18 protein-coding genes are annotated in these 24,080 nt (G+C 70.4%); 12 read left to right on the top strand and 6 right to left on the bottom strand.

The window, feature by feature from the left end:
• Positions 1-77: 77 nt before the first annotated feature.
• Positions 78-623, top strand: coding sequence for a hypothetical protein (locus H343_RS0112040; protein ID WP_028431351.1), 546 nt, complete (start codon positions 78-80; stop codon positions 621-623).
• Positions 624-928: 305 nt separating this feature from the next.
• Here the strand turns inward: H343_RS0112040 and H343_RS30240 are convergent, their stop codons facing one another.
• The 4 genes from H343_RS30240 to H343_RS0112020 all read right to left on the bottom strand — a co-directional run bounded on the left by H343_RS30240 (position 929) and on the right by H343_RS0112020 (position 4,147).
• On the bottom strand, positions 929-1,747 hold the full coding sequence (locus H343_RS30240) for a DUF4253 domain-containing protein (RefSeq protein ID WP_486586887.1): 819 nt from the start codon (positions 1,745-1,747) through the stop codon (positions 929-931).
• A gap of 224 nt (positions 1,748-1,971) precedes the next feature.
• Positions 1,972-2,349 (bottom strand): tetratricopeptide repeat protein, encoded by a 378-nt coding sequence (locus H343_RS0112030; protein ID WP_028431350.1) that lies wholly within the window; start codon positions 2,347-2,349, stop codon positions 1,972-1,974.
• 169 nt (positions 2,350-2,518) lie between these two features.
• Positions 2,519-3,136 carry a dephospho-CoA kinase gene (gene coaE, locus H343_RS0112025; protein ID WP_028431349.1) on the bottom strand — a complete coding sequence of 206 codons (618 nt, stop codon included), beginning with the start codon at positions 3,134-3,136 and terminating at the stop codon, positions 2,519-2,521.
• 57 nt (positions 3,137-3,193) lie between these two features.
• Positions 3,194-4,147 (bottom strand): proteasome assembly chaperone family protein, encoded by a 954-nt coding sequence (locus H343_RS0112020; RefSeq protein WP_486586878.1) that lies wholly within the window; start codon positions 4,145-4,147, stop codon positions 3,194-3,196.
• A gap of 324 nt (positions 4,148-4,471) precedes the next feature.
• Here H343_RS0112020 and H343_RS0112015 point away from each other — a divergent pair, with 324 nt between their 5' ends.
• From H343_RS0112015 to H343_RS0111955, 9 genes are all read left to right on the top strand, one after another.
• A complete protein-coding gene (locus H343_RS0112015; protein WP_028431347.1) occupies positions 4,472-5,386 on the top strand; it encodes an ATP-binding cassette domain-containing protein in 915 nt (304 codons plus the stop codon).
• Between the two features lie 2 nt (positions 5,387-5,388).
• Positions 5,389-6,162, top strand: a complete 774-nt coding sequence (locus H343_RS0112010; protein WP_028431346.1) for an ABC transporter permease — start codon at positions 5,389-5,391, stop codon at positions 6,160-6,162.
• A gap of 665 nt (positions 6,163-6,827) precedes the next feature.
• Complete coding sequence (locus tag H343_RS35895) at positions 6,828-6,992, top strand: plantaricin C family lantibiotic (RefSeq protein ID WP_309238006.1); 165 nt, start codon at positions 6,828-6,830, stop codon at positions 6,990-6,992.
• Positions 6,993-7,021: 29 nt separating this feature from the next.
• A complete protein-coding gene (locus H343_RS35570) occupies positions 7,022-7,174 on the top strand; it encodes a class II lanthipeptide, LchA2/BrtA2 family (RefSeq protein WP_199778914.1) in 153 nt (50 codons plus the stop codon).
• Between the two features lie 132 nt (positions 7,175-7,306).
• The gene (gene lanM / locus H343_RS0111995) at positions 7,307-10,357 is read left to right on the top strand and encodes a type 2 lanthipeptide synthetase LanM (RefSeq protein ID WP_028431343.1); all 3,051 of its coding nucleotides are present in this window, start codon (positions 7,307-7,309) and stop codon (positions 10,355-10,357) included.
• 41 nt (positions 10,358-10,398) lie between these two features.
• Entirely contained in the window at positions 10,399-12,546 is a 2,148-nt protein-coding gene (locus H343_RS30235) for a peptidase domain-containing ABC transporter (protein WP_037903465.1), read from the top strand.
• Entirely contained in the window at positions 12,543-15,383 is a 2,841-nt protein-coding gene (gene lanM / locus H343_RS33580; RefSeq protein WP_051265034.1) for a type 2 lanthipeptide synthetase LanM, read from the top strand. Before H343_RS30235 ends, lanM (H343_RS33580) begins: the two co-directional genes overlap by 4 nt.
• Entirely contained in the window at positions 15,380-15,544 is a 165-nt protein-coding gene (locus tag H343_RS35275) for a hypothetical protein (RefSeq protein ID WP_158679553.1), read from the top strand. Before lanM (H343_RS33580) ends, H343_RS35275 begins: the two co-directional genes overlap by 4 nt.
• 64 nt (positions 15,545-15,608) lie before the next feature.
• On the top strand, positions 15,609-16,568 hold the full coding sequence (locus H343_RS0111955) for an LLM class flavin-dependent oxidoreductase (protein WP_028431338.1): 960 nt from the start codon (positions 15,609-15,611) through the stop codon (positions 16,566-16,568).
• 281 nt (positions 16,569-16,849) lie between these two features.
• On the opposite strand, the gene rpsA is transcribed toward H343_RS0111955, so the two are convergent.
• On the bottom strand, positions 16,850-18,388 hold the full coding sequence (rpsA, locus tag H343_RS0111950; protein ID WP_028431337.1) for a 30S ribosomal protein S1: 1,539 nt from the start codon (positions 18,386-18,388) through the stop codon (positions 16,850-16,852).
• Positions 18,389-18,713: 325 nt separating this feature from the next.
• Here rpsA and H343_RS30230 point away from each other — a divergent pair, with 325 nt between their 5' ends.
• Both H343_RS30230 and hrpB read left to right on the top strand, forming a co-directional pair.
• Positions 18,714-19,682, top strand: coding sequence for a class I SAM-dependent methyltransferase (locus H343_RS30230; protein WP_486586877.1), 969 nt, complete (start codon positions 18,714-18,716; stop codon positions 19,680-19,682).
• A complete protein-coding gene (hrpB, locus tag H343_RS0111940) occupies positions 19,679-22,261 on the top strand; it encodes an ATP-dependent helicase HrpB (RefSeq protein WP_028431336.1) in 2,583 nt (860 codons plus the stop codon). Before H343_RS30230 ends, hrpB begins: the two co-directional genes overlap by 4 nt.
• A gap of 36 nt (positions 22,262-22,297) precedes the next feature.
• Here the strand turns inward: hrpB and H343_RS0111935 are convergent, their stop codons facing one another.
• Positions 22,298-24,049 (bottom strand): lytic transglycosylase domain-containing protein, encoded by a 1,752-nt coding sequence (locus tag H343_RS0111935; RefSeq protein WP_028431335.1) that lies wholly within the window; start codon positions 24,047-24,049, stop codon positions 22,298-22,300.
• Positions 24,050-24,080 lie beyond the last annotated feature (31 nt).

The raw sequence follows: 24,080 nt of genomic DNA, 5'->3' as shown, positions 1-24,080 counted from the left end.
GACGGCGGCCCCGCGCCGGTTGACGCCCCGGGCCGTCCCTCTCGTAACGGGCGGGAGCAGGAGGCATGATGAGGGCGATGCAGTCAACATCGCCCCTCCTCCTGCTCGATGTCGACGGTCCGCTGAATCCCTTCGCCGCGCGGTTGCGGCTGCGGCCGCGCGGCTTCACCACCCATCGCATCAAGCCCGCCGACTGGATCGCCCGGCACGCTCCCCTGCCGGAGGAGCAAGTGGCGCCCCTCCGGGTGTGGCTCAGGCCCGGGCACGGCCCGCAACTGGCCGCGCTGCCTTATGACTTGGTATGGGCGACCACGTGGATGCACGGCGCCAACAAGCACATCGGACCGGTACTGGGCCTGCCCGAACTGCCCGTCATCGAGTGGCGGGAACTGTTCACCCCCGGCCCCGACGGCGTGCACTGGAAGCTGCCGCAGATCGTCGAGTGGGCCCGGGGGCGGCCGTTCGCCTGGGTGGACGACGGCATCACGGACAGCGACCACCGGTACGTCTCCGTGCACCACGACGGACCGGCGCTGCTGCACTGGGTCAGCCCCCGGCGCGGACTGCGCGCCCGGGACTTCGCCGTGCTGCGGGACTGGGAGGCCGGAGTGCGCGCCGGGTAGTCGGTGCCCGGCCGGAGTCCGGCCCGCCAGGTTGTTTCGTTCGGATCATCTGAGCGCCGGTCCGGATGTGCCGTCAACTGACGTGCAGTGGGCGCGGATTGAGCCGTTGTGATCCCGTCCCGGCGGACCGGCTCCCGGCGGACCGGACCGGCAGGGCCACGGCTGCGCAGGGGCAGCCGTGCCGGAAGACCACACGGCGGCGCGGAATCGCCACCCGCCCCGGGAAGACCGCAACCGTCCACCGGGCCGGACCGCACCTCGCAAGCACTTTCGTGCGGCCGGCCCGGTGGTCCGAACGAAACGCGCTAGTCCCACCAGAAGGACCAGGTCTCCTCGCCCACGATGGAGTCGGCGTAACCCTCCAGGGTCTCCACCTCGGCCGTGCCCTGCCAGACGGCGTCGGGGCACAGGGAGAAGTGCTCGACGGCCACCCTCAGTGCCTGCTCCCGGTCGACGGGTACGCCGGCGACGCTCAGCGTCAGGGTGTCGCCGGAGATCCCCAACACCCGCGTGCCGAAACGGCGTTCCCAGTCGGCGAGGACCGCGGGGACCTCCTGGGCGCCGAAGCCGTGGTCCACCGGGGCGTTCCAGCCGAGGGCGTCCAGAGCCCGCGGGCCGGAGCCGGCCCGCACCAGGCCGAGACGGACCGACGGCGAACCCTCAAGCTCCCGGGCACAGCGGTCAGCCGTCGCGTCGGGGTCCCGGCCGGACACGGCAGCCGGGGCGAGGCCGGGCCAGACGGCTCCGTACGGCGCGGTCACGGCCAGTCGCTCCTCCGGGGGGAGGTGGTCGTCCGGCCCGGCATCGGTGCTCTGCCGCCAGCAGCGGGCCAGCAACGCCTCCACCTCGTGGACCGCGGGTGGTGCACCCCCCTGCACCGGCAGGTACGAACCCGCTTCCTCCCAGCGGCTGGGTCCGCCGACCTCGTGGTCCGGCATGGAGAGCAGCAGCGGCCACCAGCCGGTGTCGCGGTGCGCGGCACGGGCGAGCGCCCAGGTACCGGCCGGGGCCGCGCACCGCGCGACCCAGAGCACCGGCTCCCCGTCCTGGCCCGGGGCAGGCTGCCCGTCGAGTCCCCGGGCGTAGCCGCCCGGCGGGAGGTCGAAGGGCATCTCGGGCGGCATCTCCACGGTGTACTCCACGATTCGCGCCGGGCGGGGCCCGGTAAGCGGCTACGCGGAACCTGGGCCGTGTCGTTCGGATCTCCGCAGGCCCGCGACGCCGGCTCCGGCACCTCGCTGCGTTTTCGGAGTCATCCGGGTACGCCCAGTACGAGGACGATCCTCCGCCCTGCGACGCACCGCGTCCGACGCCTCGGGCCGATCAACGAAGATCCGGACGACACACCTTAGGTCGGCGGCCTGGGAGGGTCGAAATCCGCCGCCTCGACGAACTCCGGCCGCGGGTCCAGGGCGGCGGCCAGCCGGAAGTGACGCCGCGCCTCGTCCTTGCGGTTCGCGCGCTGCAGCGTACGGCCGAGCGCGAAGTGGGCGAAGGCGTTGTCGGGCTCGCGCTCCAGAACCGTCTGGAACTCCATCTCCGCCGGACGCAGTTGGGCGCCGAGGAAGAACGCGCGGGCACGCAGCAGCCGTGCCGCGGTGTTCTCCGGGTGCGCCGCGACGACCGTGTCGAGCAGCTTCAGCGCGCCACGCGGGTCGCGTGCGTCGAGAAGCTGCTCGGCAGCGCGGAACTCGATGACCAGGGTCTCCGGGGTGGCCTCGGACACGGTGGCTGCCTCCTCACCGGTGCCGGTGTGACAGTTACGGTGCTCGGGCGCGGGAACGCCCCGTACCCCCTACCTATTCCCAGACGCAACCGTGCGCACTCTGCTCCCACCGGAGCGGGCTACGGACACGGCCCGGGAGACGGGCCCGCGAAACAGCCCGGCAAAGGGGCTACGCCCGCCCGCGCAGCTCTTCCCACACCTCACGTACCCGTGCCTCCAGGTCCTCCAGCGGGCCGTCGTTCCCGATCACGATGTCGGCCACCGCGAGCCGCTGCGCACGTGTCGCCTGTGCCGCCATGCGGGAGGCGGCCTCGTTCTCCGCCATGCCGCGAAGGCGCACCAGACGGTCCAGACGGACCTCCGGTGAGGCGTCGACGACGACCACGAGGTCGTAGAGCGGCGCGAGCCCGTTCTCCGCCAGCAGGGGGACATCGTGGACGATCACCGCGCCGCCGGCCCCTCCGCCCGCCGCCTCCTCCTCCGCCCGGCGCTCCAGTTCGGCGGAGCGTTCACCGACGAGAGGGTGGACGATGGCGTTCAACGCGGCCAGACGCCCCGCGTCGGAGAAGACCAAGGAGCCGAGCCCGGCCCGGTCCAGGGTGCCGTCGGGGGCGAGGATCTCCTCCCCGAACTCGGCCACGACGGCGGCGAGCCCCGGCGTTCCGGGCTCCACGACCTCTCGGGCGATCTTGTCCGCGTCGACGATCACTGCCCCGTACGACTCGAGCAGCCGGGAGACCTCGCTCTTGCCCGATCCGATCCCGCCCGTCAGTCCGACCTTCAGCATGGCCGCAACGCTATACGCCGCGCCCCGGCGTTCCGGGCACAGGTCACCGCAGGCCCGTCACAGCGCGCCGCCGCCCCCGGCAGCGTCGCCGCCCTCGCCCTCCCGCTCGGCGAGGAAGCGCTCGAAGACCTCTCCGATCTCCTCTGCCGAGGGCAGTTCCGCCGGTTCGGCCACGAGGCTGCCGCGTGTCTCGGCGCCGGCGAGCGCGTCGTACTGCTGCTCCAGGCCGCGTACGACGGCGACGAGGTCCTCGTCGCCCTCGGCGAGCTGGCGCTCGATCTCGTCCTGCGTCTTGAGCGCCTCCGTGCGCAGCGACTGCGCCACGTCGGGCAGGACGAGGCCCGTCGCGGAGGTGATCGCCTCGACGATGACCAGCGCCGCGTCCGGGTAGGTGGAGCGCGCGATGTAGTGCGGTACGTGGGCGACCACGCCGAGCACGTCGTGACCGGACTCGGCGAGCCGCAGCTCGACCAGCCCGGCGGCGCTGCCCGGGACCTCGGCCTCCTCGAAGAGGGGGCGGTGTCCCGGCAGCAGGTCCGTGCGGGTGCCGTGCGGGGTGAGTCCGACGGGGCGGGTGTGCGGAACGCCCATCGGGATGCCGTGGAAGTTGACGGCGAGGCGCACCCCGAGGCGTTCGGTGATCTCGCCGACGGCCGCGGTGAACCTCTCCCACTGCACGTCGGGTTCGGGACCGGACAGCAGCAGGAAGGGGACGCCGGTGGCGTCCCGTACGAGCCGCAGTTCCAGACGCGGCGCCTCGTAGGAGACCCACTGGTCGCGGCGGAAGGTCATGGCGGGGCGGCGTGCCCGGTAGTCGACGAGACTGTCGGCGTCGAAGCGGGCGACGGTGACGTAGGGCTGCACCTCCTGGAGGCGGTCGACGATCTGCTCGCCCGCCTCGCCCGCGTCCATGAAGCCCTCGAAGTGATAGAGCATCACCAGCCCGGCCCCGTCGGGGTCGTCGATGATCGCGTCGACTGCTTCGAGTCCTCTCTCGTCCCACGTGTACACGCTCTGCCCACTGTGCGGTCCAAGCACTGACGGCGCCCCTTCTTGTCGCGTTCACCTCGCACAACGGCGGGCGTCCGGCTGACATTCCCCCGGCCGGGATGCCCGGCGGACGCCGCCTTCCCACAGGGGGCGGGCCTCAACCATCCGCCCGCGAAAGCGGCCCGCCGCCGGGGCAACCGTGCAAGGATGTCCGGCGCCACCGGCGGCGGCCCGGGCACCGCCCCCGCCGCCGCTCTTTCACCTGCCGCACGCCGCACCGGGCCGGGGACGCCGTTCCCCTCCCGGTGCGCGTTGTCATGGCTGACCACGAGGGGGAACGGGGTAATGATCGAGGTTCAGGAACTGACCAAACGCTACGGGGAGACCCTCGCCGTGGACTCTCTGTCCTTCCGGGTGGAGCCCGGACGGGTGACCGGCTTCCTCGGGCCCAACGGAGCCGGCAAGTCCACGACGATGCGCGCCATGGTCGGCCTGGACCGGCCGACGTCCGGCCGGGTCCTCATCGACGGACAGCCCTACGGCCGGCTGCCGCACCCGCTGCGCAAGGTCGGTGTGCTGCTGGAGGCCAAGGCGCTGCACGGCGGACGTACCGCCCGCGGGCATCTGCTGGGGCTGGCACGCAGCAATCGCATCCCCGACCAGCGCGTCACCGAGGTCCTGGAGATCGTCGGGCTGGCGGACACGGCCAGGAAGCGGGCCGGCGGCTTCTCGCTGGGTATGGCCCAGCGTCTGGGTGTCGCCGCGGCGCTCCTGGGGGATCCCGGGGTGCTGCTGTTCGACGAACCCGTCAACGGCCTTGATCCGGAGGGCATCCTGTGGATCCGCGGGCTGATGAAGAAGCTGGCCGGGGAGGGCCGTACGGTCTTCGTCTCCAGCCACCTGATGAGCGAGATGGCGCTCACGGCCGAGCATCTGATCGTGATCGGGAAGGGGCGTCTCCTCGCGGACACCTCCGTGGAGGACTTCATCGCCCGCAACTCCCGCTCGTACATCCACATCCGCACTCCGGAGCCGGAGAAGATGCGCGATGTTCTCGCCGCCGAGGGCGTCCACGTGGACGACGGGCCGGACGGAACGCTCGAAGCCGTCGGCACCAGCCTGGAGACGGTGGGCTCGCTGGCTTCGAAGAACCAGGTGACCGTCTACGAGATCAGCCCGCGCTCGGCCTCCCTCGAAGATGCCTTCATGCAGCTGACCGCGGACTCGGTGCAGTACCGGGCAGATCTGGAGGTGAAGTGACGATGGCGGACACCGGCGCGGCCGTGGCCTTCGAATGGGTCAAGATCCGCACACTCAGGTCCACGGTCTGGAGCCTGGCCCTCTTCTCGGTCATGAGCGTGGCCGTCGCCCTGATCTTCGGGTATGTCATGCGCGGCTCCTACGCGGACATGAGCGAGGCGGCCAGGGCGAACTTCGACCCCGTGGCATCCGGCTTCAGCGGCCTCAAGCTCGGCATGATCGCGCTCGTGGTCTTCGGAGTGCTGACCGTGAGCAGCGAGTACTCCACGGGGACGATCCGCAGTTCCCTGACGGCGGTGCCGCGGCGCGGCGTCTTCTACGCGGCGAAGATGCTCACCGGGACGGGGACCGCCCTGGTGGTCTCCGTCGTCGTCGTGGCCGTCAGCTTCCTCACCGCCCAGGCCGCCCTGGGCAGCCCGGCGAACGTCTCGCTCTCCGACGAGGGGGTGCCGCGCGCCCTCCTCGGGGCGGTGCTCTACATGACGCTGATCTGCGCGTTCTCCATGGGCCTGGCCACTGTGCTGCGCAGCTCCGCGCTGACCATGGGCATCCTGGTTCCCCTGTTCTTCATGATCTCCACGATCCTCAACAGCATTCCCGGTGTTCAGAAGGTCGCGCAGTTCCTCCCCGACCTGGCCGGCGGGCTCATGCTGCGGGGGAAGCCGCCGCAGGGCGAGACCGTGCTGACGGCGTGGAGCGGTATGGCCGTGCTGACGGCCTGGGCCGTGGTGTCCGTGACCGCCGGGTATCTGGCGGTGCGCAGCCGGGACGCCTGAGGTTCCGTCCCGGCGCGCCGGCTCACTGCGCGGCGCGGCGGACGCAGGTGTGAGCGGCCGGTGAGGCGGCCCCGGGTCTCCCCCGGGGCCGCCTCACCGCTTCGTGAGGGGCCCGGAGCGACTCCGGGCCCTTTCGCGGCACCGGACACAACACACGCTAACGGTTCCAATTCGCCGGATCACCCGGAATCGGTCAGCGCTCCCAAAAGAGGCACCACACGTGTTCACATACCGCCGGAGCAAAGCATTCCGGCGCCCCGCGGCGGGCTCGCCGGGGAATGCCGGACAGGGGGCGCAACCCACCCCCGATAACAATCGGAATCCCATGCTCCGTCTGTGACGGATTCCATGGGGAACGGGAAAGCAACTGGTCGGCACGGCCCGGACGGCCTACGGCGGCCGGACTCCGGCGGGCACCGCATCACCCGTCGGTAACATTCGGAATCGAGCAATTCCTCCGCGCTGCACACCGGCCGTCAACTGACTAATGTCATGTGATGTGGGTCACCCGCGTGAAGTCGTTGTGGCGAATCCATGGAGCAAATACTGTCTTGCTCGCCACCACTGGAGGAACGGGCCGTAGATATCTGAATTACACGGTCGGAGCGCCATGGTGTGCGCAAGAGCAATCCAGGTCTGCACTCGAAGAAGAATGGAGTTCCATCGTGTACAAGGGCGACGTTTCGCTGGTGGAAGAGATCGCGGAGCAGGACTTCGACGGTGTTGCGTACGGTGCTTGCACCACGAACACCTTCTCCCTCTCCGACGCCCTGACCAACACCGGCGGCTGGTGCACCCTGACCGTCGAGTGCCAGCCGAACTGCAACTGACCACAAAACAGAAAAGGAAGAGGTCCATCATGAGCGAGGACATTCTCGGTGGTTACGACGAGGCTGAGCTCGTCGAGCTGAGCGACGCCGACGCCTACGGCGGCACGGGCTGGGTCTGCGCCACCGTCACGCTGGCGACCGCAGCGATCTGCCCCACGACGAAGTGCACCAGCCAGTGCTGAATGTGTGACCTCACCGGTTTCGGTGGTCATCCTTAGCACCAAGCGGAATGGAGGCCCGTTGCGGGCCTCCATTCCGCGGCCTTTGACTTCGGCCAGTCTCCACGACAACTCGCGGAAAACGGGAGCAGCAGCGTGATTTCTCCAGCCAAGTACTATCCGGAGTTCGACAGCGCCGAGGTCGGAGAAACAATCGCCCCGCTGGCGCAGTTCGACGAGCAGTTCGTCGGGGTTCTCCGAAAGGGCGGGACCGCTCCGGACTCCTCGGAGCCTCCCCCTTCCGCGCCGGGTGAAACCACGCGTGCCACCGTCGAGGAATGGCTCGGAAGGCCGGAACAGTATCCCTTTCAGAGCGTCATCAAGCATGTGGCGGCGACCGTCGCCGATCCCGACCCCGTCGAGCCGTACGAGAAGCTCTTCCGCGATCCGCAGGAAATACTCAGGCAGCTCCTCGACCGCACCGAGGGCCGGCTCCGCGAGGTCTGCAGCAGACCGCTCGTCGCGGCCGTCAACCACGCGCGCGAGAGCGGGAAACTCGCCGGTGAGAGCCCCGAGGAGCGCTACCGGTACTTCGTGGACGAGTCGGTGCGTACGTCCTTCGAGGAAGTGAGCGGCCTCGACTTCCCCGTACTGCGCGACATCACGCGCGTCCTGCTGCGCAACGCGGCGGACGGCTTCGCGGAGCTGTGCGGCAGGCTCGTGGCCGACCGGGAGGCCGTCGCGAGCACCTTCGGCATCGAGGTGACCGACGCGATCGTCTCCTGCGGATTCGCCGAGGGCGACGCGCACAACCACGGCCGCAGCGTGTCGGTACTCGCGTTCGAGTCGGGGAAGCGGCTGGTCTACAAGCCCCGCGACGTCTCCTGTGAGGCCGCGTACGGCACCGTCGCACGTGAGCTCAACGGCCGCATCGGCACGTCCCTGGCCGCCGCGACCGTCCTGGAACGGGACCACTACGGCTACGTGGAGTACATCGAGGCCGACGACGTCTCCGACATCTCCGGGGACTTCATGCACGCCAGCGGTGAACTCGCCGCCGTGCTCTACCTCCTCAACGCGCGGGACATGCACTTCGAGAACATCCTGCCCACGCGCCGCGGCCCCGTCCCGATCGACCTCGAGACGATCCTGCACCCCGCGCGCATCCACGCCGGGCCGACCCCGGAGGCACCGGGCAACGCCTACGAGACGATCGGGCAGTCGATCTACGGCATCGGCATCCTGCCGCTGGTCATGGTCGGCAAGGGCCAGGACGCCGGCCACGTCGACCTCGGGTTCCTCGGCGACCAGGGCCGCGGCTCCTCGCCGTTCAAGACGATCTTCTTCGAGAATCCCTACACCGACCGGGTGAGCCTGGTGATCCGGGCGCAGGAGGCGCAGGGCCGCAGGACGGTCGTCAACGCCCTGTCCGAGGACGAGATCCATGTGCTGGGCACGCGGATGGCCGACGGTTTCACCCGGGTCTTCCGCGCGATGAAGGACGACCCGGAGGGCTGGGACGCCCTGCTGCGCGAGGCCGCGTCCGGTGTGCGCGTCCGCTACGTCCACAACCCGACGGCGCTGTACGCGCAGACCCTGCGGATGACGTCCAGCGCGGGCGCCCTGGACGGCTTCGACCCCTACCTGGCGCTGCTGAAGCGCATCGCCATCGCCAGCAAGACCTCCTCCCGGGACATCGTCCGGTCCGAGATCGGCCAGCTCGCCGAGCGGGACATCCCCTACTTCACCGTCGCGGCCTCGGGCGTCGCCCTGGAGGACGGCGACGGCAACGAGGTGGGAGCCCACTTCGAGGAGTCGCCGATCGAGCGGGCGCTGGCGAAGACGGCGCACATGACCGAGTCCGAGCTGCACGAACAGCTCCGGCTCATCTACTCCGCGTTCTCCTCCCGCTTCCCCGACAACCACCTGACCAGCTCCGGCAGTTCCCACAAGGGCGCAGCCGCCGCTCCGTCGGACCGGCGGCAGGAGGAGCGGTCCGAGTCCGGGGCGGAACTGACCGCGCTCGTCACCCGCCTCGCCGACGGCCTCGTCGCGACGTCACTGCCCGACAAGTTCGCACACCTGCCGCGGACCTGGATCGGCCCGCTCGCCTCCGCCTCGGCCAACAGGCCCTGGCCACCGGGCGTCCTCGGATACGACCTCTACACGGGGCGGGTCGGCCCCGCGCTGGCGCTGGCGGCGGCCGGACGCGCCCTGGACAACCGGTCCTACCGCGACCTGGCATCGCAGATCTTCTCCACGACGGCGGAGATCCTCGCGGGCCGCCGCTACGAGTCGCGCAGCATCCAGCAGGCGGGCTTCGCCGGCTTCACGGGCATGGCGGGCATCCTCTTCGCGCTCGCCACGACCGGCAGGCTGCTGGAGGAGCCGGAGTGGGTGGGCGCCGCGCAGGGAGCACTGCCCCTGGTGCTCGACCAGATGCGCGCCCTGCCTCCGTCCGAGCTGCCCCTGGACGTGGTCAGCGGCGTCGCCGGTGTCATGTCGTGCGTCACGGCGATCGGCGGCCCGCACGCCGACGGCGCCGTCGCGACGCTGGCTTCCCTCCTCACGGACGGCCTGCGCGAGGGCGGGCACGAGTCGCTGCTGGCCCAGTCGGGATTCGCACACGGCGTCAGCGGGCTCATCCACGCCCTGAGCACGGCGCATCCGCGGCTGTCCGGCGAGCAGCAGACGGTCGTCGAGGGAGCACTGGCGGACCTGACCGGACGGCTGCAGGGGTTCTACGACCAGAGCCAGGGCAACTGGTTCTCCAACGCGGCCACGCCGCAGTCCTTCTCGACCGGCTGGTGCCACGGCGCCACCGGGATCGCCCTCGCGCTGTCGGCCTACAGCTCCGTCTCACGCGACGACGTCGTGCTGCGGATGAGGGACGTGGCCGTCGGCAACCTCGTCCGCCACGGCTTCGGACGGAACCTGACGTGGTGCCACGGCGACCTGGGCAACCACGACGTCCTGAGCCGCCTGGCCTCGACGTGCGACTCCTCGCTGAGCGACGACGTCACCAGGATCGAACGCCGGTGGCTGCAGCCGGACGTCTTCATACGGAAGATCGAGGACAACCAGAGCCGGTACGCCCACACCAACAGCCTCATGGTCGGCACGTCCGGGATCGTCCTGCATCTCGTCAACCGCCTCGATCCGAGCGCCCACATCTCTCCCGTCACGCTTACGTTTGAGAGCCGGTAACCATGGGATTCGCAATCGGCGGCCGCGTGAGACCGCGCCGCATGCCGACGATCACTCAGGTCACGCAGACCGAGTGCGGACTGTGCTGTGTCGTCTCACTGCTGCGCTACTACGGCCGCGCCGAGGACCTCTCCAGCGTCCGCAACGCGATGGACGCGGGCCGGGACGGCCTGAGCGCGGGCCAGCTCGCCCGGTTCCTGCGCACACGCGGCATGGACGCGAAGCTCTTCCGCGCCAAGGACGTCTCCGCTCTGGAGAAGTTCTCGTCACCGACCATCATCTACTGGGAGGACTACCACTTCGTCGTCCTCGAGAAGTTCGACGGGCGCCGAGCCGTCGTGATGGACCCGGCCGTGGGCAGGCGCAGGCTCAGCCGCGAGGAGCTGGAGGCCGGCTTCAGCGGCATCGTGGTCTCCGCGGACGTGGGCCCGTCCTTCGAGCGGACGCGGGACAAGCCCCTGTCCGACTGGCGCAACATCCCACTGTTCGCGGAGGGTTCGCGCAAGCGGATCGCCCTGGTGGGCCTGCTCTCGTTCAGCGGGTACGGCGCGGTGCTGGGCATACCGATGCTCACGGAGTGGGCCGTCGACCGGCAGGCACAATGGCACGGGCTGGACGACCTGCTCCTGGTGATCACGATGGTGCTGGGCGTGGCCGCCGCCTACCTCGCGATCTACCTCGTCAGGGTGATCGTGCTGTCGTCGGTGGTGGCGCTGCTCGGCAAGCATCTGATGACGCACACGTTCACCAAGCTGCTCTCGCTGCCGTACAAGTTCTTCACCGTACGACAACCGGGCGAGCTGCTCTTCCGCCTCAACAGCGTCAACATGATCCGGGACCTGCTCTCCTCCCGGGTGGCGCAGGGAATCCTGGACGTCGGCACCCTGCTGTGCGTGACGGGCTACCTCTTCTGGGTGGAGTGGCGCCTGGGCCTCATCGCGGCGGTGCTGTTCCTGCTGAACGCGCTGTACATGATGAAGACGCGCCCGCGGCTGATGGAGTTCGTCGACGCGGAGATCAGCCAGCTCAGCAAGAGCCAGTCGACCCAGCTCGACGCGATCGTCTCCATCCCCACCATCAAGATGGGCGGCTACGCGGACGAGTTCGTCGAGTCCTGGAGCAAGATCTACGCCTCGTCGCTGGAGGCGATGAAGGCCCGCATGCGCATGCAGCAGGGCCGCATCGCGGGTGTGACGACCACGACCCAGATGTTCGGCCCGATGATCCTGCTGCTGACCAGCCTGTACTTCGTCAGCCACCAGTACATATCGCTGGGTGCCGCGATCGCGGTGCAGGCGGTCTCGGCGACCTACTTCGCGCTGTCGACGTCCGTGTTCCAGACCTACACCGAATTCACCGAGGCGTCCCGGTACATGGCGAGGCTGAACGACATCGCCAACACGCCCGCGGAGACCTCCGGCGGCTCCCTCAAGGAGCTTCCCTCGACCTCGATAGAGCTCGAGGACGTGAGCTTCCAGTACACCAAGCACAGCGATCTCGTCGTGCGCAACGTGTCGCTGAACATCGAGGCCGGCTCGCGGGTCGCGCTCGTGGGGGCCTCCGGCTCCGGCAAGAGCACGCTGGGACGGGTCATCTGCGGCCTCTACGAGCCGACCCGGGGTTCCGTCCGGTTCGGCGGCCGGGACATGAGCGAGTACGACAAGAACGCGCTGCGCCGCAAGATCGGATACATCCCGCAGGAGATCCACCTGCACAACCGCACGATCCTGGAGAACCTGACACTGGGCCAGGACATCCCCCAGGACAAGGTGCGCGAGTACTGCGACAGCGTCGGCATCCTCGACTTCCTCGAGGAACTGCCCATGGGCCTGAAGACGCTGGTCTCGGAGATGGGCGCGAACTTCTCCGGCGGTCAGCGACAGCGGCTGGCGATCGTGCGCGCGCTGCTGCAGCGTCCCCCGATCCTCGTGCTGGACGAGGCGACGGCCTCGCTCGACACCGTCAACGAGCGTCGCGTCGGAGAGATCATCGAGGACATCGGCGCCACCCAGGTGATCATCGCCCACCGCCTGGCGACCATCAAATCCGCCGACCACATCTATGTGCTCGATGGCGGGCGCGTGGTCGAGCAGGGCAGCCACAGTCAGCTGCTCGGCGGCGGCTCGGTCTACAGCGACCTCTACGCGGAGCGCCCGGCCGGCGCCCTGGCGGGAGGGGAGCCGGTATGAGAGAACCGGACGTCTCGATCCCCGCGTTCCGACCCTTCTATCTGCACCTCGCCTCCCGCAGCTGGGTGGAGACCGCCCTGCGCGAGAGCGCAGCCGCGGTCACCGGGCCCGAGCATCTCGAGGACGTACTGGCGGCATGCTGGGACGGGCTGGTCACGGCCGTCGAGGGCCAGACCTTCAGGACCCTGATCGGCGAGTTCCACGCCTTCCGGGAGAGCCAAGGGCTGCCCATGAGCGCGGACGGCGACGAGGCGCTGCGGCTCTTCACCCGCCATCTCGGGCAGGCAGCCGCGTGCGAGGAGATCCTGGGGAAGTACTCCGTGCTGCGGCGGCGGACGCGGACGATCCTGCACAACCAGCTCGACGCGTACGCCGACGTCTTCACCGCCTACGCCGAGGACCGGCAGATCCTCCGGGAGGCAGGGCTGGTGCCCCCCGAGGGAGAGGGCGACCGCCTGGAGAAGATCTTCCTGACCGGGTCTGACCCGCACAACGACAACCGGCAAGTGGTCCAGGTGCGGCTCTCCGGCGGAGGCAGGCTGGTCTTCAAGCCGCGTGCGCTGATCTCCGACGGCTTCGTGAAGGAGCTGTACGCCGCGGCGGACCCGTACCTCAAGCACTCCCTGCGGGACTGCATACCGCTCTCGGTCACGGCCGGCTCCCACGGCTGGCAGCAGTTCGTCGCCTCCGCGCCGATGGACTCACCGGACCAGCCGGCCCGGTACTTCTACCGGTTCGGTGCCCTGTGTGCCCTCTTCGGCTCGCTCGGGGCCTCCGACCTGCACGACGAGAATCTGCTCGCCTGCGGCGAGATTCCCAGCGTCATCGACACCGAGACGGTCATCCGCGCGGACGCAGGCGTGGAGAACGACTCGCTGCCGCACGTGCTGGTCAACCACATGAAGCTGTCGGTGGTCTCCACCATGCTCGTCCCGGTGGTGAATCCGACCTCCCCCATCGACGTCGTCATGGCGGGAGTGGGCGTCGCCGAGGACCAGAGCTCCAAGCTGACGAGGGCGGCCGTGCGCGACGGCGGCACGGACAGCATCTCCGTCACATGGGAGCCGGTGACCTACAAGCACCACGGCAACGTTCCCCGGCTCGGTGAGAGACGGCTCGCCGCCACGGATCACTTCGGCGAGATACTGGCGGGCTACAGCGACGCGATGGGATTCGTCCGCGGCGACGGCATCCGGAAGGTCATCGACGACTTCGCCGACATGCCCGTCCGCAGCCTGCTGCGCTCGACGATGGTCTACAGCCGCTTCCTCGACGCCGCCACCCACCCGAAGTACCTGAGCAGGCCCGAGGAGGAAGCCCGGCTGCTGAGACTTCTGGCGCGCATGCCGGACTACCTCTCCCCCGAGGCGGCCGACTACGTCGCCGAGGCGGAGCGCGAGTCTCTCGGGACGGGCAACGTTCCCTACTTCATGACGCGCAGCGGTTCGACGGAACTGGCCACCCTCACCTCGCACTTCCCCGAGGTGTACAAGACCTCGCCGGCCGACCTGGCCCGCCGGGGCATCGCCCTCAACGCCGAACGCGGGGACGACTACCACCACTTCCTGCTGGAGGAGTGCTTCAGCGAAGTGGTGGGCGAGGACAACCCGGCGGGGCTCTCCTCCAGGAGCCTGTTCGGGAAGGCACTGCTGAACCATCCCCGTCCGGGGACGTGGTGGCCGCAGATCGCCGGCCGGATCGCGTCCGTCGCTGTGCCTTTCGAGGGCACGGAGGGAACGGAGACGGGCTGGGTGTGCGGTATCGGTCCGGAGCGCAACGTCTCGACCGTCACCCCGGGCAACTTCGTCTCCTTCCACGACTGCGGCGGCATCGTCACCTTCCTGGAGAGAGCGGCGCAGCACGACAGCGACGCGCGTACCGCCCACGAAAGCGCCGACCGCGGCCTCACCGCTCTGCTGTCGCAGTACGGCGAGTCACTGATGGAGACGCCGGAGTCCGTCTTCACCGGGGCCTCCTCCCTGCTGCTGACCCGGCCCTCGGGCGTGGACCGGGAGTGGCTGGAGAGGATCTTCGCCGGGATCGGCGAACGGGCCGCCTCCGGAAAGCTGGAGACCGATCTCGCCAACGGTCCGGCCGGTCTGCTGATGGTCCTGCTGTCAGGCACCGGGACGGACGGGTCGGGCGCCGCCTGCAGCGAGGAAGAGCTCGGGCGGCTGCGCGACCTGACGCTCTCCCACGTCGACGTGTCCAGGACAGCAGAATGGTTCGACGTCGCCCACGGCGAACTGGGACTCAGGTGGGCGTGCTCACGCATGGGACGGATCCTCGGCGACGAGGAGCTGGTGCGGCGCACCGCGGACTGGCTGACCCTCAGGTCCGAGTCCGCACAGGAGACCCCCTTCGCGGGATGGTGCAACGGCGCAGCCGGACAGCTCCTCAGCTCGGCGGAGATCCTCACGGCGGCCGGCCGGCAGGAATGGCTTTCCGGGCCCCGGCTGAAATCTCTGGTCGACAAGGCGACGCAGCTCTACGCGGAACGTCCGCTGGATCTTTCCGTCTGTCACGGCACCAGCGGCGTGATCCAGTCGCTGATCGCCACCGGAAGAATTCTCGGGGAGGAATCGCTTTTTGCCCGCGCACAGGAGTACCAGGAACTCGTTCTTGGTAAGATCCGTGCGAACGGTTTCTACACGGGCGCTGGAGGCCGGACATCGCTGCTGGGTTACATGTTCGGATGGTCCGGAATCGGCGACACCGACGTCATGCTCCGGTCCGGCGTAATCAACCGCGGACCCGACGTTTTTGATTCCTGCATTCCGGCAGCACTCACCAGCGGTTCACACGGCCGACAGAAATCAGCAGGAGGTTCACAGTGAAGAAGACTCGCGGCACCTGGGGGGTCGTCGTCGCGATCGGCGGCGCCATCGCGGTCACCAGCGCGTACAGCGAGAACTACACGCTTGCCGTCGTGGTCGGCGTACTGACCGTGATCGTGGCGTTGGGGGTGTTCTTCAAGGTCGACCGCAAGCACACGTAAATCCCGTCCCCGGCCGGGGGAGAAATCGAGCGCGCGTACGTCACTATCGAAAGGATGGCTCGGGGTGCGGCTGTCGATACTTCTCCCCTTCGGCCCCGTCCGGCCGGAACAGATTGTTCCCTTCGCCAATCTGGTGAAATGGACCTGCGCGGACCGGCTGTGGCAGGGGCACGGAATGCTGCTGGACAGTCACCATCTCGCCAACTGGCTCGCCGGAATCGGCATCAGAGTTCCCTGTGGTTTCGGTGTTTCTCTGATGCCGCTCCGCTCCCCGTACCAGGCCGCCCTCGAAGCCCGCTCTCTGGCGCTCACCACCGGGCATTCCGTCGTCGCGGGATTCGGCCCCGGAGGAATCGCCGCCCAGCGCAGCTTCATGGGAAAGCCCTACGCCAGCCAGCTCGGTGCCAGCAGGGAGTACGTACAGCTCGTCCGCGGCCTGCTTTCCGGGCAGACCGTGGAAGCCTCCGGTGAGGACTACTCGGCCGTCGCGAGACTCGTCGATCACAAACCCGCCCCGGTGTCCGTAGGGCTGGGCGTGCTCCGCGAGCGGATGGCCGCCCTGGCTGGGGAGATCTCCGATGTGGCCATCACCTGGCTCGGCTCCGCCTCGTACGTCGAGGGGACGCTGATGCCCGCAATGGAGAAGGGCGCCCACCAGCGGAAGCTGGAGCAGCCCGCGAAGGTCACGGCCATCGTGCCGGTCGCCCTGTCCGGACCGAACCGCAACGTCACCGACCTCGCGATGGCCTCGTGCGGACAGCACATCCAGGCACCGCACTACAAGGACGCGCTGAGGAAGGCCGGAGTCGCGGTCACCGGCGACGGTGACCCCGGCGACGCCGCGAGACTCGTCGACGGCGGCGTCTTCCTGTACGGAACAGCCGAGGAGATCCACGAACGGCTCGCCGAGTACCGGGCCGCCGGCGTCGACGAAGTCGTCCTGAACGCCATGGGCGTCGGCGCTGTGGCCGGTCCCAGGGAGGCCGCCCAGGACCTCCTGGAGATCCTCGACACGGCACCCTGATCCCCGGCCGGTCGGTCGCGGAACGCCGCCTGCGCGTGGGCGGAGCGCCTCCTGGAACGGAGCGCTCCGCCCCCTTCGTTTGAGCCGACGCTGCTGTGAACGCGGCCGCCGGGCCACCGGCCAGGACCGCTCCCGTTCCGCCCGCTCTCCCCGCCCCTGCCGGTGCCGCACTCGTACAGGAACACCCGCGCACGACCGCCGGCACACACGAAAGCGGGGCCCGCTCCCGAAGGAGCAGGCCCCGCGTTCCGTACTGTCAGCTACCGCTCAGCGGTGAGCGCTCAGCTCTGGCCGCCCGCGAGCTTCTCGCGGAGTGCCGCCAGCGCCTCGTCCGAGGCGAGGGCGCCGGAGTCCTCGTTCGACTCCGAGGAGTACGAGCCGCCGCCGGCACCGCCGGACTGCCCGCCGCCGCTGTTGCCGCCCTGCTGGGGCTGGGCGCTGCCGCCGCCACCGCCGGCACCCTCGGCCGCGGCCTGCTCGTCCGCCTCGCGGGACTTGATGACCTGGGCCTGGTGCTGCTCGAAGCGGGTCTGCGCCTCCGCGTACTGGCGCTCCCACTCCTCGCGCTGCTTGTCGTACCCCTCCAGCCAGTCGTTGGCCTCGGGGTCGAAGCCCTCGGGGTAGATGTAGTTGCCCTGGTCGTCGTACGAGGCCGCCATGCCGTAGAGCGTGGGGTCGAAGTCGACGGCCGTCGGGTCGCCGCCGAAGGCTTCGTTGGCCTGCTTCAGCGAGAGGCTGATGCGGCGGCGCTCCAGGTCGATGTCGATGACCTTGACGAAGATCTCGTCGTTGACCTGGACGACCTGCTCCGGGATCTCCACGTGGCGCTCGGCCAGCTCGGAGATGTGGACCAGACCCTCGATGCCCTCGTCCACCCGGACGAACGCACCGAACGGCACCAGCTTCGTGACCTTGCCGGGCACGACCTGGCCGATCTGGTGCGTACGGGCGAACTGCTGCCACGGGTCTTCCTGGGTCGCCTTGAGCGACAGCGAGACGCGCTCGCGGTCCATGTCGACGTCGAGGACCTCGACCGTGACCTCCTGGCCGACCTCGACGACCTCGGAGGGGTGGTCGATGTGCTTCCAGGACAGCTCGGAGACGTGCACGAGTCCGTCCACGCCGCCCAGGTCGACGAAGGCGCCGAAGTTGACGATGGAGGAGACGACGCCGGAGCGCACCTGGCCCTTCTGGAGGGTGGTGAGGAAGGTCTGACGGACCTCGCTCTGGGTCTGCTCCAGCCATGCACGGCGGGAGAGAACCACGTTGTTGCGGTTCTTGTCGAGCTCGATGATCTTGGCTTCGAGCTCCTTGCCCACGTACGGCTGCAGGTCGCGGACGCGGCGCATCTCCACCAGGGAGGCGGGGAGGAAGCCGCGCAGGCCGATGTCGAGGATGAGGCCGCCCTTGACGACCTCGATGACGGTGCCGGTGACGATGCCGTCTTCTTCCTTGATCTTCTCGATCGTGCCCCAGGCGCGCTCGTACTGCGCACGCTTCTTGGAGAGGATCAGACGCCCTTCCTTGTCCTCCTTCTGGAGAACAAGGGCTTCGATCTCGTCACCGACGGCGACAACCTCGTTGGGGTCGACGTCGTGCTTGATCGACAGCTCTCGGGAAGGGATGACACCTTCGGTCTTGTATCCGATGTCGAGCAGGACCTCGTCCCGGTCGACCTTCACGATGACGCCGTCGACGATGTCGCCGTCGTTGAAGTACTTGATCGTCTCGTCGATCGCGGCGAGGAAGGCTTCCTCGGAACCGATGTCGTTTACCGCAACCTGCGGAGTGGTGGCGGTGGTCTCGGTGCTGCTCGTCATGTGTGAAAGGGTCTCCGGGTACGGACATGAAGTCGTAGGACTGCCACGCCGAGAGCCCGTTATCGCACCGCGCATGCAAGCCAGCCGGACACAGCCTTGAGAGCCACTAACCCGAGGGGATACACCACAGATGCGAGCGCGGCCTGCTCCGTCCGAGGCACGCAGGCCCGCAGCGCAACTTGTAGCATACGGGGGCCGCTGGGCATGGTCAATGCGCGAAAGAGCACAGCAGGGGTGGAACGTGCCATAACCGGCGCACCGAGTCCGCCATGCGCCACCCTCACGCGTTGAGCGGCGTTCCCGCAGCCCTCGCGGCCACAGGTACATGAGCGACAGTACGGCGGCTGGGGCGATGATTCAGGACAACTGCGGAGACGGCGCGAGCGCGGCCCGGACCGGAGGAGCCGTTCCGCAACCGGCGGGGCAGGGGCCCGGGAGCGGCGCGGCGGAGGAGGAGGCCGCAGCCGTACGGCGGCAGGCGGGCCCGGCCGAGAGCAGCCACGCCAACCGCGGCTGGTGGGACCGCAACGCCGACGAGTACCAGGACGACCACGGCGGCTTCCTGGGCGACGCCCGCTTCGTGTGGTGCCCGGAGGGCCTGGACGAGTCCGAGGCGGAACTGCTCGGTCCCACGCCGGCGTTGCGCGGCCGCCGGGTGCTGGAGATCGGTGCCGGAGCGGCCCAGTGCTCACGCTGGCTGGCGGCACAGGGCGCGCACCCCGTCGCACTCGACCTCTCCCACCGGCAGCTCCAGCACGCGCTGCGCATCTCCGACGGCCACGGCGGCTCAGGTTTCCCCCTGGTGGAGGCCGACGCCGCCGCGCTGCCGTTCACGGACGGCTCCTTCGACCTGGCCTGCTCCGCCTTCGGCGCGCTCCCCTTCGTCGCCGACCCCGTGCGCGTGCTGCGGGAGGTGCGGCGCGTGCTGCGGCCGCGGGGGCGGTTCGTCTTCTCGGTGACCCATCCCTTCCGCTGGGCGCTGCCCGACGAACCGGGGCCCGAAGGGCTGACGGTCACCTCCTCCTACTTCGACCGCACGCCCTACGTCGAGCAGGACGCCGCCGGGAGGGCGGTCTACGTCGAGCACCACCGCACGATGGGTGACCGGGTGCGGGACGTGGCGGGTGCCGGCTTCCGGCTGCTGGACGTTCTCGAACCGGAGTGGCCCGAGGGACACGAGCAGGAGTGGGGCGGCTGGTCACCGCTGCGTGGACGGCTGATCCCGGGCACCGCTGTCTTCGTGTGCGAACGCGACGACGGGCACGGCGGCCACGGCGGGCGGCCCCGGGCGTGAAGGGCGCGGTTCGCCGGGACGAGCTGGCGCGGCTGCCCGTCGCCGAGGCCCTGCCCGAGCTGCACACCGCCCTGGAGCGGCACGGGGCAGCCGTCCTGCACGCGCCGCCCGGCACTGGCAAGACCACGCTGGTGCCCCTCTCACTGGCGGGCCTGCTGGACGAGTCACCCGCACGGACTGTCGTGGTGGCCGAGCCACGCCGGATGGCCGCCCGGTCGGCCGCACGGCGGATGGCGTGGCTGATGGGTGAGGAGCCCGGCGGGACGGTGGGCTTCACGGTGCGCGGTGAGCGCAGGGTGAGCGCCCGTACCCGCGTGGAGGTCGTCACCACCGGAGTGCTGCTTCAACGGCTGCAGCGCGAGCAGGAGCTGCCGGGCGTGGATGTGGTGCTCGTCGACGAGTGCCACGAGCGTCATCTGGACGCCGACACGGCAGTGGCGTTCCTGCTGGACGTACGTGCCGCCCTGCGCCCCGGACTGCGGCTGGTCACGGCGTCCGCAACGCAGGACAGCGCCGCGTGGGCCGGGCTGCTGGCGACGCACGACGGCTCACCTCCCGCGCCGGTGGTGCACGGCAGAGGGGAGGCGTACCCGGTCCGGGTGCGGTACCGCCCGCCGCCCGCGGGCGTTCGGCCCGCGCACGGCACCCGGGTGGACCCCGCGCTGCTGAGGCATGTGGCGGCGACGGTGCGCGAGGCGCTGGCGGGCACGCCCGAGGGGGACGTGCTGTGCTTCCTGCCCGGCGTCGGAGAGATCGCACGGGTCGCGGGGCTGCTGCGCGAAGGGCCTCCGGTGGACGGGGAAGTGCTGCAGCTGCACGGACGGGCACCGTCCGGCACACAGGAATCGGTGCTGCGGGGCCGCGTTCCCGGCACCCGGACGCGCCGGGTGATCCTTTCGACGGCCGTCGCGGAGTCCAGCCTGACCGTTCCCGGCGTACGGGCCGTGGTGGACGCGGGGCTGGCGCGCGAGCCGCGGACGGATCACGCGCGGGGGCTGGGCTCGCTGACCACCGTGCGCGTCTCGCAGGCGGCGTCGGCACAGCGGACGGGCAGGGCCGGGCGTGAGGCACCGGGCGTCGCCTTCCGCTGCTGGGCGGAGGGCGAGGACGCGGCGCGCCCCCGGCAGCCCTCCCCCGAGATCGCCGTGGCGGATCTGACGGCGTTCGCCCTGCAGTCGGCCTGCTGGGGCGCACCCGATGCGCGCGGCCTGGCGCTGCTGGACGCACCGCCGCCCGGTGCCCTGGCGGCGGCACGGGACGTGCTGCGTGCGGTGGGCGCCGTGGACGCCTCGGGGCAGCCGACCGCGCGCGGCGTACGCATGGCGCGTATGGGGGTGCATCCACGGCTGGCGCGCGCCCTGCTGGACGGTGCGGCCGTCGTGGGCGGCGAACTGGCCTCCGAGGTGGTGGCGTTGCTCAGCGAGGAGCCGCCCCGGGAGTACGGGGACGACGTGGCGGAGGCGCTGCGGGCGGCGCGGCGCGGCCGTGACGCCTACGGGTCACGCTGGCGCGCGGAGACGAGGCGGCTGCGTGCTCTGTGCGGCGATCCGGAGCCCGCGGGCACCGGACGGGCGGCGGAGGGTCCTCCGGCGCACGGCGGAGAGGCTGACGGCGGCGCCGGGCTCGTCGTCGCACTCGCCCATCCGGAGCGGCTGGGCAGCGCACGGTCCGGCGCCTCGGGCTCGTACCTGATGGTCTCCGGGACACGCGCTGATCTCGCGGGCGCCTCCGCGCTGCGCGGCGCGCCGTGGCTGGCGGTCGCGGTCGCCGACCGGCCCGCCGGGGCGGCATCGGCGCGGGTGCGGCTGGCGGCCGTCGTGGACGAGGAGACCGCGCGGGAGGCGGCGGAGGCGCTGCGAACCGTGCGGGAGGAGGTGCACTGGGACGAGGGCCGCGGCGGTGTCGTCGCCCGGGAGGTCGTCTCGCTCGGCGCGGTGGAGCTGGAGGAACGGCCCCTGCGCTCACCGGGAGGGGAACGGGTGCGCGCCGCCGTGCTCGGCGCCCTGCGCGAGAGCGGCCTCGGGCTGCTGACATGGACGCGGAGCGCCGTGGCGCTGCGCCATCGGATCGCCTTCCTCCACCGTGCACTGGGCCCGCCCTGGCCGGACGTGTCGGACGAGGCCCTGCTGGAGCAGGCCGAGCGGTGGCTGGGCGGGGAATCGACACCGGCACAGCTCGCCCGCATCGACGCCGTGCAGATGCTGAACGGGCTGCTGCCGTGGGCCACGGGGGAGGCCGCTCGGCTGGAGGAGCTGGCACCGGAACGTGTCGAGGTGCCTTCCGGGTCGCGGGTGCGCATCGACTACACCGGCGAACAGCCCGTCCTGGCCGTGAAGTTGCAGGAACTCTTCGGCCGGCGGGAGGTGCCCCGGCTGGCCGGCGGACGTGTGCCGGTGCTCGTCCACCTGCTCTCCCCCGCCGGGCGGCCTGCCGCCGTCACCTCGGACCTTGCCTCCTTCTGGCGGGAGGGGTACCGCTCCGTGCGGGCCGAGCTGAGGGGCCGTTACCCCCGGCACCCCTGGCCGGAGGACCCCGCGACGGCCGAACCGACGCGGCACACCTCCCGGCGGCGGGGCTGACGCCCGGGAGGTGTGCCCTGCCGCTGTCCGCGGCGGCTACTTCTTCTGGACGGTCAACCCGATGTCGAGCGTCGGGCCGTCAGGGGTGGTGATGCGGAGGATGAAGGGGCCTTCCTCGTCGCCGGCCCGGAGTGCGGGCAGCGTCAGCATGCCCTTCTCGTCCAGCACCCCGTCACCGGACTCGGCGCTGTGGGCGCGCGGGTCGCCGAGGAGCGCGAAGTGGGGGCCCGCGGTGAGCGGCTTGCCCTCCTCGCTGAGCACGGTGGCCGTCACCGGCACGTCAGCGGCGAGACCGCCCTCGTAAGTGGCCTTGATCTCCAGCTCTTCGGCGAACTGCTCGCCCGGTGCCGCCTGCACGCTTCCCGCCGTACGGGCGAGCTTGTCGGCCCTGGGTTCGACGGTCGCGGTGAAGGAGGCGGCGGGCAGGTCGGTTCCGTCCGCCGTTGCCTCGATCTGGAACTGGCCTGCCTCGTCACCCGCGTTGAGGACGGGTGCGGTGGCCTTGCCCTCGTCGTCGGTGGGGACCGTGACGGTGGTCCTGCCTGCGAAGCGGGGGCCGGTCTCCTCCTCCAGGACGTTGTAGGTGACGTCGACGCCCTCGACGTCCTCACCGTCCTTGTCGGTGGCGTGTACGACGAGCCGCCGCTCGAAGTCCTCCCCGGCGCCCGCCACCAGCTTCTCCTCGCTCTCGACGGGCTTCAGCGCGACCGGCTCGGCGGGGCCGGGGCTGGGAGAGGGCGACTCGTCCCCGTCGCCGTCACCGCCGTCGTTGTCACCGCCGTCACCGCCGTCACCGTGGCCGCCGCCACCGCCGTTGCCGTCACCGTCGTCGCCACCGTCGCCGTCGTTGCCGCCGGGCTTGTCGGAACCGGAGCCGCCGCCCGGCCCCTTGCCCTTGCCGGGCTCGTCCGAGGAACCGCCCGCGCCGGGCGAAGTGGGAAGCGGACCGGCGCCGTCGGGCACCTCGTGTGTGCCCTCACGGTAGAACTCGTACCAGGCCAGCACGGTGCGCAGGTAGTCCTGGGAGTGGTTGTAGCTGAGCACCGCGCGGTCCAGGTCGGCCTTGACCGACAGATCGCGGGCTCCGGCACACAGGTACTCACCGGCGGCCAGAGCCGCGTCGTGGATGTTGTTGGGGTCGCGGGTGCCGTCATTGTTGCCGTCGGCTCCCCAGCGGGACCAGGTCGAGGGTATGAACTGCATGGGGCCCACGGCGCGGTCGAACTTCGTGTCGCCGTCGAAGCGTCCGCCGTCGGTGTCGGTGATACGGGCGAAGCCCGACCCGTTCAGCACGGGGCCCAGGATCGGCTTGAGCGTGGTGCCCTGTGCGTCGACGGCGCCGCCGCGTGCCTGACCGGACTCCACCTTGCCGATGGCGGCGAGCAGTTCCCAGCGCAGTCCGCAGCCGCGGTCTGTGCCTGCCAGCGTCCGCTCGGCCTTCTTGTAGGCGGCCAGTACGGTCGCGGGTATGCCGGAGTTGGAGCCTCCCCCGGGGCCACCCGGTGACGCCTTCGGCGGCGCCGGTGACTCCAGCGGCGGCAGCTCGGTGTGGTACGAGTCGTCGCCGGGTGTCCCGTCGGGCCGGGTGGCGTCGGTGCGGTCACGGGAGGTGGCGTCGCCCAGTCCCGGTTCGGCGCCGGGCGCCTGTGAGGCGGTCAGCGCCGCCATCGCCGCAGCCGCGAGGGCCGTCGTGGCAACTCCCTTGCGGAACTTGCCGCTTGCCCCGTCCCCCGCACCGCCTCCGGCGGTGTACTTGGCTGCTGAGTATCTGCCGCGGTAGCGCGCCATGTCTGTCAGACCCCGTCCTTCTCCCCTACCC

It is taken from the genome of Streptomyces sp. TAA204 (assembly GCF_000424965.1).
This window is presented reverse-complemented; position numbering and strand designations above follow the sequence as displayed.

Coding starts and splice junctions, on each gene's coding strand:
- H343_RS0112040 (WP_028431351.1), top strand. CDS start 78: ATGCAGTCAACATCGCCCCTCCTCCTGCTCGATGTCGACGGTCCGCTG.
- H343_RS30240 (WP_486586887.1), bottom strand. CDS start 1,747: ATGCCGCCCGAGATGCCCTTCGACCTCCCGCCGGGCGGCTACGCCCGG.
- coaE (WP_028431349.1), bottom strand. CDS start 3,136: ATGCTGAAGGTCGGACTGACGGGCGGGATCGGATCGGGCAAGAGCGAG.
- H343_RS0112015 (WP_028431347.1), top strand. CDS start 4,472: ATGATCGAGGTTCAGGAACTGACCAAACGCTACGGGGAGACCCTCGCC.
- H343_RS0112010 (WP_028431346.1), top strand. CDS start 5,389: ATGGCGGACACCGGCGCGGCCGTGGCCTTCGAATGGGTCAAGATCCGC.
- H343_RS35570 (WP_199778914.1), top strand. CDS start 7,022: ATGAGCGAGGACATTCTCGGTGGTTACGACGAGGCTGAGCTCGTCGAG.
- H343_RS30235 (WP_037903465.1), top strand. CDS start 10,399: ATGCCGACGATCACTCAGGTCACGCAGACCGAGTGCGGACTGTGCTGT.
- lanM (WP_051265034.1), top strand. CDS start 12,543: ATGAGAGAACCGGACGTCTCGATCCCCGCGTTCCGACCCTTCTATCTG.
- rpsA (WP_028431337.1), bottom strand. CDS start 18,388: ATGACGAGCAGCACCGAGACCACCGCCACCACTCCGCAGGTTGCGGTA.
- H343_RS30230 (WP_486586877.1), top strand. CDS start 18,714: ATGAGCGACAGTACGGCGGCTGGGGCGATGATTCAGGACAACTGCGGA.
- H343_RS0111935 (WP_028431335.1), bottom strand. CDS start 24,049: ATGGCGCGCTACCGCGGCAGATACTCAGCAGCCAAGTACACCGCCGGA.